9 protein-coding genes are annotated in these 10,556 nt (G+C 65.6%); 3 read left to right on the forward strand and 6 right to left on the reverse strand.

The window, feature by feature from the left end; translation table 11 throughout:
- Positions 1 to 194: 194 nt before the first annotated feature.
- Positions 195 to 2,516, forward strand: a complete 2,322-nt coding sequence (locus tag CBM2594_RS05875; protein WP_116356015.1) for an NADP-dependent malic enzyme — start codon at positions 195 to 197, stop codon at positions 2,514 to 2,516.
- Between the two features lie 106 nt (positions 2,517 to 2,622).
- Here CBM2594_RS05875 and CBM2594_RS05880 read toward each other — a convergent pair whose 3' ends face one another.
- From CBM2594_RS05880 to CBM2594_RS05905, 6 genes are all read right to left on the reverse strand, one after another.
- On the reverse strand, positions 2,623 to 2,868 hold the full coding sequence (locus CBM2594_RS05880) for a hypothetical protein (protein ID WP_012352285.1): 246 nt from the start codon (positions 2,866 to 2,868) through the stop codon (positions 2,623 to 2,625).
- A 238-nt stretch (positions 2,869 to 3,106) separates the two neighbouring features.
- The gene (locus CBM2594_RS05885) at positions 3,107 to 4,174 is read right to left on the reverse strand and encodes a porin (RefSeq protein ID WP_116356016.1); all 1,068 of its coding nucleotides are present in this window, start codon (positions 4,172 to 4,174) and stop codon (positions 3,107 to 3,109) included.
- Between the two features lie 179 nt (positions 4,175 to 4,353).
- Positions 4,354 to 4,872: a 2-oxo-4-hydroxy-4-carboxy-5-ureidoimidazoline decarboxylase gene (gene uraD / locus CBM2594_RS05890; RefSeq protein ID WP_116356017.1), complete on the reverse strand. Its 519-nt coding sequence runs from the start codon at positions 4,870 to 4,872 to the stop codon at positions 4,354 to 4,356.
- Complete coding sequence (puuE, locus tag CBM2594_RS05895; protein ID WP_116356018.1) at positions 4,869 to 5,819, reverse strand: allantoinase PuuE; 951 nt, start codon at positions 5,817 to 5,819, stop codon at positions 4,869 to 4,871. The genes uraD and puuE overlap by 4 nt, the downstream gene beginning before the upstream one ends.
- A gap of 338 nt (positions 5,820 to 6,157) precedes the next feature.
- Positions 6,158 to 7,564, reverse strand: coding sequence for a nucleobase:cation symporter-2 family protein (locus CBM2594_RS05900; protein WP_116356019.1), 1,407 nt, complete (start codon positions 7,562 to 7,564; stop codon positions 6,158 to 6,160).
- A 170-nt stretch (positions 7,565 to 7,734) separates the two neighbouring features.
- Positions 7,735 to 8,499: a GntR family transcriptional regulator gene (locus CBM2594_RS05905; RefSeq protein WP_116356020.1), complete on the reverse strand. Its 765-nt coding sequence runs from the start codon at positions 8,497 to 8,499 to the stop codon at positions 7,735 to 7,737.
- Positions 8,500 to 8,798: 299 nt separating this feature from the next.
- On the opposite strand from CBM2594_RS05905, the gene uraH reads away from it, so the two are divergent.
- Both uraH and CBM2594_RS05915 read left to right on the forward strand, forming a co-directional pair.
- Positions 8,799 to 9,152 carry a hydroxyisourate hydrolase gene (gene uraH, locus CBM2594_RS05910; RefSeq protein WP_012352291.1) on the forward strand — a complete coding sequence of 118 codons (354 nt, stop codon included), beginning with the start codon at positions 8,799 to 8,801 and terminating at the stop codon, positions 9,150 to 9,152.
- A 31-nt stretch (positions 9,153 to 9,183) separates the two neighbouring features.
- On the forward strand, positions 9,184 to 10,395 hold the full coding sequence (locus CBM2594_RS05915) for a urate hydroxylase PuuD (protein ID WP_116356021.1): 1,212 nt from the start codon (positions 9,184 to 9,186) through the stop codon (positions 10,393 to 10,395).
- The last annotated feature ends 161 nt before the right edge of the window (positions 10,396 to 10,556 follow it).

The raw sequence follows: 10,556 nt of genomic DNA on the forward strand, positions 1-10,556 counted from the left end.
GCCTGCGGGCGCGCCGCGGTGGTACTTTGCGCGGGCGCGTGGGCTAGAATACCTGCTCGATTTTTCCGGCCTGTCTGCCGGAGTCGTCAGTTTCGCTGCCAGAAGTTGACCTTCGCTGCCGGCTTGTCGCGGGCCGGGCCGAACCATGGCGGGAGAGGGGCGCTTCCGGTCCGGGCCATTTTCCGGACGAGCCAATGAGCAGCAAGAACAGCGGTGATGCACCGCAACATGCCCCGAACAGTCCTGAAGCGCAGCTGCGCCTCGCCGCGCTGGAATACCACCGCAGCCCGACCAGGGGCAAGATCCAGGTCACCGCGACCAAGGCGCTGTCCAACCAGCGCGACCTGTCGCTGGCCTATTCGCCGGGCGTAGCCTACGCCTGCGAGGAAATCGCAAAGGATCCCGCCACCGCCGCCGAGTACACCTCGCGCGCCAACCTGGTGGCCGTGGTCACCAACGGCACCGCCGTGCTGGGCCTGGGCGACATCGGCCCGCTGGCCGGCAAGCCGGTGATGGAGGGCAAGGGCTGCCTGTTCAAGAAGTTCGCCGGCATCGACGTGTTCGACATCGAGCTCGACGCGCGCGACCCGGACAAGATCGTCGAGATCGTCGCCGCGCTGGAACCGACGCTGGGCGGCGTCAACCTGGAAGACATCAAGGCGCCCGAGTGCTTCTACATCGAGCAGAAGCTGCGCGAGCGCATGAACATCCCCGTCTTCCATGACGACCAGCACGGCACCGCGATCATTTCGACGGCGGCGCTGCTGAACGGCCTGAAGATCGTCGGCAAGGACATTGCCAAGGTGAAGGTGGCCGTATCGGGCGCCGGCGCGGCGGCGATTGCGTGCCTCGACACGATGGTGAGCCTCGGCGTGACGCGCGAGAACATCTCGGTGGTGGACTCGAAGGGCGTGATCTACGTTGGCCGCGACGCCAGCATGGAAGCCAACAAGGCCCGCTACGCGCAGGACACCTCGGCGCGCACGCTGGCCGACATCGTCAACGGCGCCGACGTCTTCCTGGGCTGCTCGACCGCCGGCGTGCTGACCGCCGAGATGGTCAAGACCATGGCCGACCAGCCCATCATCCTGGCGCTGGCCAACCCCGAACCGGAGATCCGCCCGGAAGTGGCCAAGGCCGCGCGCCCGGACTGCATCATCGCCACCGGCCGTTCGGACTACCCGAACCAGGTCAACAACGTGCTGTGCTTCCCGTACATCTTCCGCGGCGCGCTCGATTGCGGCGCCACCAAGATCACGGAAGCGATGAAGCTGGCCTGCGTCAAGGCCATCGCCGAGCTGGCCGAGGCCGAGCTGAACGACGCCGTGGCCGCCGCCTACGGTGGCCGCGAACTGAAGTTCGGCCCCGACTACATCATCCCGACGCCGTTCGACCAGCGCCTGATCGAGAAGATCGCGCCGGCGGTGGCCAAGGCCGCCGAAGAGTCCGGCGTGGCCACGCGCCCGATCCAGGACCTGGAAGCGTATCGCCAGCAGCTGTCGACCTACGTCTACCACACCGGCCTGATCATGAAGCCGGTGTTCTCGGCCGCCAAGGCCGCGCCCAAGCGCGTGGCCTATGCCGAGGGCGAGGAAGAGCGTGTGCTGCGCGCGGTGCAGTCGGTGGTCGACGAAGGCCTGGCGCGTCCGATCCTGATCGGCCGCCCGCACGTGATCCAGATGCGCATCGACAAGGCCGGCCTGCGCCTGAAGCCGGGCGTGGACTTCGAGCTGATCAACCCCGAGGACGATCCGCGCTACCGCGCCTACCACGAGGCCTACCACGCGCTGCGCGGCCGCGACGGCGTCACGCCCGACATGGCCAAGGTGGCGCTGCGCCGCTCCAACACGCTGATCGGCACCATGCTGATGCACATGGGCGATGCCGACGCACTGCTGTGCGGCACCGTGGGCCGCTTCGAGGCGCACCTCGAGCACGTGCGCGACGTGATCGGCCTGGCGCCGGGCGCGCATGTGTTCGCGGCGATGAACGCGCTGATGCTCGAGAAGTACACGCTGTTCATCACCGACACCTTCGTCAACGACGACCCGAGCGCGGAGCAGCTGGCCGCCATCACCCAGCTGGCCGCGGAAGGGATCGCGCGCTTCGGCCTGCAGCCCAAGGTGGCGCTGATGTCGCACTCGATGTTCGGCTCGTCGACGCGCCCGTCGGCGCGCAAGATGCGCGAGGCCGCGCAGATCCTTGCGCGCGAGGCGCCGCACCTTGAAGTGGAAGGCGAGATGCAGGGCGATGCCGCGCTGGTCGAGGATGTGCGCCGCCACTTCCTGCCGTCGACCAAGCTGGCCGGCAGCGCCAACCTGCTGGTGATGCCGACGCTGGACGCCGCCAACATTGCCTTCAACCTGCTCAAGATCACGGGCGGTCAGGGCGTGACGGTGGGCCCGATCCTGCTGGGCGCCGCCAAGCCGGTGCATATCCTGAACCCGCAGGCCACCACGCGCCGGATCGTCAACATGACGGCCGTCGCCGTGGCGGAGTGCAACGCGTTGCGCTGATCCGCCGCGAAAGCGCCTGCCAATGCAAAAGGCCGGGTCGACGACCCGGCCTTTTTGTTTGTTGCCCCGCCGCATCCGCGCGGCAAGGGCGCGGATGGCATGGTGGCTATTGCAGCACGTTGTATTGCTCGCGCATGACCACGATGATCGATTTCGCCGCTGCGAGCTGGTGGCCCAGGTTGTCGACGGACTCCTGCGGGAAATCGACCTCGGCGCTCCAGTTGCAACCGGTATGGTCAGGCTGGTGCATTCGCACCGCGTGCAGCTCGCACTCGCCGCACTCGGGGTTGTTGTCGAGGCACTGGTTCAGGATGGCCATCAGTTCAGACCGGGTCTTCGCGTATCGCCGCATGTGTCACCTCGCTGTCATTGGTTTTTGAGGCCTGGAACACCAATCTAGGAAGCGCGCCCGGGCCATTCCAATTGAATCGACCTATGGAGCCGCAGTTTCCCATCCGGCGCGGGCCGGGCTCCGGCGTGGCGCAGCGCAGCATTGCCAGGCGGCGCCGGTGACGCGCGATGCGCCTCGCGAGAAAAGAAAAAGCCCGCCGGAGAGGCGGGCCCAGGACTGCCGGTGTGCGCTCAGCGCATCAGAACTTGTGGCGCACGCCTACGCCGAAGGTATCGCCGTGCTCGATGCCGGTGATCTTGTCGTAGTAGTAGGCGGCGTACACGTCGGTGCGCTTGGACAGGTTGTAGTCGTAGGCGACGGCAAAGGTATTGCGCTTGAAGTCGCCCAGCGAGTTGTCGACCTTGCCGTAGGCGTACGACGCCAGCAGGTTGCCGGCGCCGATCGGCACCGACGCGCCGAACTGGCCGTCGATGTGCTTGATGTCGCCGGACGGCGCGGTGGTGGCGCGGGTCTTGATGTACTGGCCCTGCGCGAACAGCTTGACCACCTTGAAGTCGTACGACAGGCCGATCTGCGCGGCGTCCTGGCGCGACAGGCCGATATCGGACATGTCGGTCGGCACGCTGTTGAAGCGGACCTGCTGGTAGGCCACGGTCGCGGCGAACGGGCCGTTGAAGTACAGCACGTTGCCGCCGAACTTCTGCTTGCCCGCGGCGCCCGGCTGCTCGCCGAAGCCGTAGATGAAGTTGGCGGTCAGGCCGCCGAAGTTCGGCGTGCTGTACACCACCGAGTTGTTCCAGCCCGAATCGCCGATGATGCCGGGATCGGCGACCGCGCCGCTGACCGCGCCGAAGTAGGTATGGAAGATGGTCGGCGAGAACACGTACGAGTCGACCAGCGGGTTGAACAGGATGGTCGAGATGAAGTACGGCGTGGTGTTGCGGCCCAGCTTGATGGTGCCGGCCTTGTCGTTCTGCAGGCCGACATAGGCGTTGCGGCTGAACATCGAGTCGCCGTTGAAGCGGCCGCTGCTGCCGCTGTCGGTGCGGAAGAACCCGTTCAGGTCGAAGATGGCCTTGGTGCCGCCGCCCAGGTCTTCGGTGCCCTTGATGCCCCAGTAAGACGTCTGCATGCCGCCCGAATTGGCCACCCATGCGCGCTCGCCCGAGCCCGGGCTCTTCACGCCGCCGACGAACATGTCAGCCTGGCCGTACAGCGTGACGCTGGACTGGGCCATGGCTGCGCCGGAAAAAAGGGTAGCCGCTACCGCCGCCAGCTTGAGCGCCGGCTTGTACTGCTTCTGCATTGTTAGACCTCCGTGGTTTTGATCCTGCTTGGAACGTTGTGTACTGGGTCCCTGTCGGGTTCTTATCATGTCTTTGCGCTTCTATTCGTGCCGCCTGGCGTGGGCTCGGTGTGGTGATGCATGGGGGCCGGCGGCATCGGGGTACAGCGTTTTTTGTTATACAGGTGACGCTTTTTTTCTCAGGCGGATACTAAGTCGTCAAGGCGGAACTGCGCAATGCGATGGATCTGGTTGATGCAAGTTTGCAACTCTTGCTGCGGCGTGTTTTCAAGGCGGCGCGCGAACTCCGCGATGATGCCGTGGCGATCGTAGCCACGCACCGCGAGGATGAACGGGAAGCCGAATTTCTGGTTGTACGCCGCGTTGAGCGATTGCAGGCGCTCGAACTCTTCGGGCGTGCACAGGTTCAGGCCGGCGCCGCTTTGCTCGCGCGTCGACTCGGCGGTCAGCTCGCCGCGCACGGCGGCCTTGCCGGCCAGTTCCGGGTGGGCGCGCACCAGTTTCAGCTGCGCCGCCTCGCCGGCTTGATCGACGGCCTGGCGCAGTGCCTGCGCCAGCGCGGCGCCGTCAGCGAAGGGCCGTTGCGCGGCGGCGGTCTCGGCAAACCACGGCGAGTGTTCGTAGATGCCGCCCAGCACCTGCACGAATTCCGCGACCGGCATGGTGTTGAGTTGGGCGATGGTGTAGGTCTGGCTCATGCTTGCTTCCGGGGAGTGTAGGGGTGGGTGGCGGCCCAGTGCCGGGCGATATCGACACGGCGGCAGATCCACACCTTGTCGTGCCCCTGCACGTAGTCGAGAAAACGCTGCAGCGCGCGGAAGCGGCCCGGGCGGCCCAGCAGCCGGCAGTGCATGCCGATCGACAGCATCCTGGGGCGGTCCTGGCCGCCCGGGTCGCCTTCGTCATACAAGACGTCGAACGCGTCCTTCAGGTACTGGAAGAACTGTTCGCCGGTATTGAAGCCCTGCGGCGTGGCAAAGCGCATGTCGTTGGAATCGAGCGTGTACGGCACCACCAGGTGCGGCTTCTTCTCGCCGCCGGTGACTTCCACCTCGGTCCAGAACGGCAGGTCGTCGCCGTAGTAGTCCGAGTCATAGAGCAAGCCGCCGTGCTCGACCACCAGCCGGCGCGTATTGGGGCTGTCGCGGCCGGTGTACCAGCCCAGCGGCAGCTCGCCGGTCAGCTCCTTGATGATCTGCATGCCGATGCGCATGTGCTCGCGCTCGGTGGCTTCGTCGATGTTCTGGTAGTGAATCCAGCGCCAGCCGTGGCAGGCGATCTCGTGGCCCAGTTCCACAAAGGCGCGCGTCAGTTCCGGATGGCGCTGCAGCGCCATCGACACACCGAAGACGGTCAGCGGCAGGCCACGCTTCTCGAACTCGCGCAGGATGCGCCAGACGCCGGCGCGCGAGCCGTATTCGTAGATGCCCTCCATGCTCATGTGGCGGTCGGGGTAGGCCGCGGCACCGACGATCTCGGAGAGGAATTGCTCGGAAGCGGCGTCGCCGTGCAGCACGCAGTTTTCGCCGCCTTCTTCGTAGTTGAGGACGAACTGCAGCGCCACGCGCGCGCCGCCCGGCCAGCGGGCGTGCGGCGGGCGGGCGCCGTAGCCGATGAGATCGCGTGGATAATTTTCTTTTGTCATGTGTCGTTGCTTGCTTCAGGAAACCACCCGGCACCGCCGTCCCGCCGCAGGCGTCGACCGTCATGCAATGACCATGCCAGTCGTGCCGGCGGCGGCGCCGGTCTGCTGCAGGNCCCGGCCAGCGGGCGTGCGGCGGGCGGGCGCCGTAGCCGATGAGATCGCGTGGATAATTTTCTTTTGTCATGTGTCGTTGCTTGCTTCAGGAAACCACCCGGCACCGCCGTCCCGCCGCAGGCGTCGACCGTCATGCAATGACCATGCCAGTCGTGCCGGCGGCGGCGCCGGTCTGCTGCAGGGCCGGATCCTTCGGGGCCGGCCCTGCGTTGCCGGTACTTCGATTACTCGGTGCCGTGCGAGTTGGCCGCGGCGTTGCGCATGGCCTCTTCGCGCGACTGGATGCCGTTGTAGAACAGGTTCAGCGCCACCGCGACGATGGTGCCCAGCACGATGCCGCTATGGGTGAACGGATCGGTCCACTTCGGCAGGTACTGGAAGAAGGTCGGTGCCAGCGTCGGGATCATGCCGGCGCCGATCGAGATGGCGACGATGAACAGGTTGTGGCGGTTGCGGTTGAAATCGCACGAGCCCAGGATGCGGATGCCGGTCGCGGCGACCATGCCGAACATCACGATGCCCGCGCCGCCCAGCACGAACTGCGGCACCGAGGCCACCACGTGGGCCATCTTGGGGAACAGGCCGAAGGCGATCAGGATGATGCCGCCGGCCGCCGCCACGTAGCGCGAGCGCACGCCGGTCACCGTCACCAGGCCCACGTTCTGCGAAAACGAGGTGTAGGGGAAGGTGTTGAAGATGCCGCCGATCACCGTGCCCAGGCCGTCGGCGCGCAGGCCGCGGGTCAGGTCCTCGTTGCTCAGCTTCTTGCCGGTGATGTCCGACAGCGCCAGGAACATGCCGGTCGATTCCACCAGCGTGATCAGCATGACGATGCACATCGACAGGATCGCGGTCAGCTGGAAGGTCGGCATGCCGAAGTGCAGCGGCGTGATGACGGCGACGAAGCTGGCCTCGTCGAGGCCGTCGAACGACACCTTGCCCATGCCCATCGCCACCAGCGTGCCGATGATGATGCCGAGCAGCACCGCGCAGTTGGCCACCAGGCCGCGGCCGTACTTGGTCAGCAGCAGGATGACGACCAGCGTCAGGCCGGCGATGCCGAGGTTGGTCAGGTCGCCGTAGGCGAGGTTGGGCACCTCCTTGGCGACGCCGTCGATCACCGCGCGCGTGGTGGGCTGGCCGCCGGCCGCCCAGTTGATGCCCACGCGCATCAGCGATACGCCGATCAGCGTGATCACCGTGCCGGTCACCACCGGCGGGAACAGTCCCAGCATGCGCCCCATCATCGGCGCAATCAGGATGCCGAAGATCCCTGACGCGATCACCGCGCCGTAGATGCCGAGCAGGCCGACATTGGGATCGGTGCCGATGGCGATCATCGGCGCCACCGAGGCGAAGGTCACGCCCATCATCACCGGCAGGCGGATGCCGAACTTCCAGAAGCCGATGGCCTGGATCAGCGTGGCCAGGCCGGCGGCGAACAGGTCGGCATTGATCAGGAAGGCCAGCTGGTCCTTGGGCAGCTTGAGCGCGCCACCCACGATCAGTGGCACGGCAACCGTGCCGGCGTACATCACCAGAACGTGCTGCAACCCGAGCGCGAGCAGGCGCCCGGAAGGCAAACGCTCGTTGGTGAGGTCCGTCGGGACCGTGGTGCTTGCGGAATTCATTGGTGCGTCTCCTCTCCTTTGGTTTGATGGGAACGCCACGTCCGTGCCGGCAGTTTGGCTAGTGTTGTTATGGGCCCGCCGTCGCCGCGCTCTCGTTTGCACTGCCTGGGCGCGGTATTGACGACGGGCCTGCTGCCTTCTTCTTGCGGGGGCGTGACGGGAACACCGTGCTAGGTGGAGCGGCCTAGTACGCTGCGAAGATCAAAGTTGCCCGGTTCGTCCGGCTGCACGCGGTCGGCGCAGGCGCCAAGGTGGTGCGCCATGCGCGACTGGGCCAGTGCGGCATTGCCCTGTTCCAGGGCGTCGAGGATTTCCTCGTGCTCGTCGAACGAGCAGGCGTTGTTGCCCGGCGCTTCGACGCTGGCGATCATCAGCGTGGTGCGCGACACCAGGCGGCGCATCATGTTGACCAGCAGCGCATTGCCCGACAGTTCCGCCAGCGCGGTGTGGAATTCGGCGGACAGGCGGATCCATTTGGGCCGGTCGTGCGTCAGGAAGGCCTGGCGCTCATTGGCCACCATCTGGCGCAGCGGCGCGATCACGGCCTTGACGTCAGGCATGCCGGCCAGCTTTTCCAGCACCGCGCGCTCCAGCATCTGGCGCAGCTCGAACATGTCGTGCGCCTCGTCGGTGGACGGGCTGGCGATAAACGCGCCGCGGTTGGGCTCCAGGTCAACCATGCCGTCGGCCGCCAGGTGCGACAGCACCTTGCGCACGGTGTGGCGCGCGGTGGCATAGATCTCGCAAAGCGAATGCTCGGTGAGCTTGGTGCGCGGTGGCAGCCGGTGCTCCATGATCGCGTCGTAGATCTCGTGGTACATGCGCTCTTCGACCGAGCCCTTGCGCGCGGGCTTGGCGGGCTTGCCCGGGATCTCGGTCGGCTCGGCGGCCTTCGATTCGGCGTTGGCGGCAATCAGCTTCAGGCTCTTGGACATCGTGGCACCAGCAGGTCAGGCAGGGCACCGTAAATCCTGCGTATCAGGGTACGGTGATCCAAAAATTGTTGACAATTATTTGGTTACGGCCTCAATATTGTCAACAAAACCGACTCAGGTTTTCGACAACTCAGGGAAATCCCTGAATTGCCAACGGGGAAGCGCGGGCGCATTGTCGCCACGCACCAACCCAGCGCCGGGATGCGTTACCAGACGTACCGAGCGGGCACCATTCCCACACATGGTGCTAGTGAAGGCAGCGGCGCCCCTCACAACCCAATCGCAAAGGACAAAATACGATGGGACGCTTGACCACCCATGTTCTCGACACCGCTGCCGGCACGCCCGGCCAGGGCATGTCGATTACTCTTCATAAAATTGTCGACAATCGTCGCGAGACCCTCAAGACCGTGGTCACCAACCACGACGGCCGCTGCGACCAGCCGCTGCTGGAAGGCGCCGACCTGGCCGCGGGCGTGTACGAACTGGAGTTCGCCGCCGGCGACTATTTCCGCGCCCAGGGCGTGAAGCTGCCCGAGCCGGCCTTCCTGGACGTGGTGCCGCTGCGCTTCGGCATTGCCGACGTCAACGCGCACTACCACGTGCCCCTCCTGGTTTCGCCCTGGTCGTACTCGACCTACCGCGGCAGCTGAAGCGGTGGCATAGGGAAACAGGAGACAAGACATGGAAGGCTATATCCTCGACTGGGCCAATATGCTGCTGCGGTGGGTGCACGTCATCACCGCCATCGCATGGATCGGCTCTTCGTTCTATTTCGTGTGGCTGGACAACAGCCTGACCAAGCCCACCGCGCCGGACCTGAAGGAGAAGGGTGTCGACGGCGAACTGTGGGCGGTGCACGGCGGCGGCTTCTACAACCCGCAGAAGTACCTGACCGCGCCCAAGTCGCTGCCGGAGAACCTGCACTGGTTCTACTGGGAGTCGTATTCCACCTGGATGAGCGGCTTCGCGCTGCTGGTGGTGCTGTACCTGTTCAACGCCAGCACGTTCCTGATCGACAAGAACGTGTTCGACATGTCGCCCGGCGCGGCGGTCGGCTTCGCGGTGTCGTACCTGCTGATCGGCTGGATCGTCTATGACAGCATCTGCCGCCTGTTCAACAAAAATGACCGGCTGGTGGGCATCCTGGTGGCGATCTACATTGCCGCCGCCGCCTATGTCGCGTGCCATATCTTCTCGGGCCGCGCGGCATTCCTGCTGACCGGCGCGATGGTCGCGACCATCATGAGCGCGAACGTGCTGGCATGGATCATCCCGGGCCAGCGCAAGGTGGTGGCGGCGCTGAAGGCCGGCCAGCCGGTGGACCCGATCCACGGCAAGCGCGGCAAGCAGCGCAGCGTGCACAACACCTACTTCACGCTGCCGGTGCTGTTCGCGATGCTGTCGAACCACTACAGCATGACCTACGCGCACAAGTACAACTGGGTGGTGCTGATCCTGATCATGCTGTCGGGCGTGCTGATCCGCCAGTTCTTCATCCTGAAGCACAAGGGCAAGATCAACGTGCTGTGGCCTGCCGCCGGCGTCGCCGCGCTGGCCGTGGTGGCGGTGATGATCGCGCCGCAGCCGCGCCCGGCGGTGGCCAAGGCCGAAGGCGCCGACGCCGCGGCAGCCAGCGTGAGCTTTGCCAAGGTGCAGGAAGTGATGAACGCGCGCTGCGTACAGTGCCACGCCGAGCAGCCGAAGATGATGCCGACCGCGGCCAAGGGCATCAAGCTCGAGACGCCCGAGGACATCAAGGCCCACGCGCAGCTGATCTACCAGCAGGCGGTGCAGCAGAAGGCGATGCCGCTGGGCAACGTGACGCAGATCACCGACGACGAACGCGCCCTGCTGGGGCAGTGGTTCGAAGGCGGTGCCAAGACCACGAACTGACGTGATCTGAACTGAGAAGCATCGGGGCTGGCCCTTGCAGGGCCGGCCTGCGAAATCCGAGCATCGGTGATCGACGGTCCGGAGGGTTGAGCGGTTGGCAACCGTCAGTACCGGACCGGCGAGGGTTTGAACGGGGCCTTGTGCCCCGTTTTTTTTGTTGG

The sequence above is a fragment of the Cupriavidus taiwanensis genome, from assembly GCF_900249755.1.
Classification (GTDB): Bacteria; Pseudomonadota; Gammaproteobacteria; order Burkholderiales; family Burkholderiaceae; genus Cupriavidus; species Cupriavidus taiwanensis_D.

Excerpts from the sequence above, each read along its gene's own strand:
- CBM2594_RS05905 (WP_116356020.1), bottom strand. The coding sequence starts at position 8,499 with ATGTCCAAGAGCCTGAAGCTGATTGCCGCCAACGCCGAATCGAAGGCC.
- CBM2594_RS05875 (WP_116356015.1), top strand. The coding sequence starts at position 195 with ATGAGCAGCAAGAACAGCGGTGATGCACCGCAACATGCCCCGAACAGT.
- uraD (WP_116356017.1), bottom strand. The coding sequence starts at position 4,872 with ATGAGCCAGACCTACACCATCGCCCAACTCAACACCATGCCGGTCGCG.
- uraH (WP_012352291.1), top strand. The coding sequence starts at position 8,799 with ATGGGACGCTTGACCACCCATGTTCTCGACACCGCTGCCGGCACGCCC.
- CBM2594_RS05885 (WP_116356016.1), bottom strand. The coding sequence starts at position 4,174 with ATGCAGAAGCAGTACAAGCCGGCGCTCAAGCTGGCGGCGGTAGCGGCT.
- CBM2594_RS05900 (WP_116356019.1), bottom strand. The coding sequence starts at position 7,564 with ATGAATTCCGCAAGCACCACGGTCCCGACGGACCTCACCAACGAGCGT.
- CBM2594_RS05915 (WP_116356021.1), top strand. The coding sequence starts at position 9,184 with ATGGAAGGCTATATCCTCGACTGGGCCAATATGCTGCTGCGGTGGGTG.
- puuE (WP_116356018.1), bottom strand. The coding sequence starts at position 5,819 with ATGACAAAAGAAAATTATCCACGCGATCTCATCGGCTACGGCGCCCGC.
- CBM2594_RS05880 (WP_012352285.1), bottom strand. The coding sequence starts at position 2,868 with ATGCGGCGATACGCGAAGACCCGGTCTGAACTGATGGCCATCCTGAAC.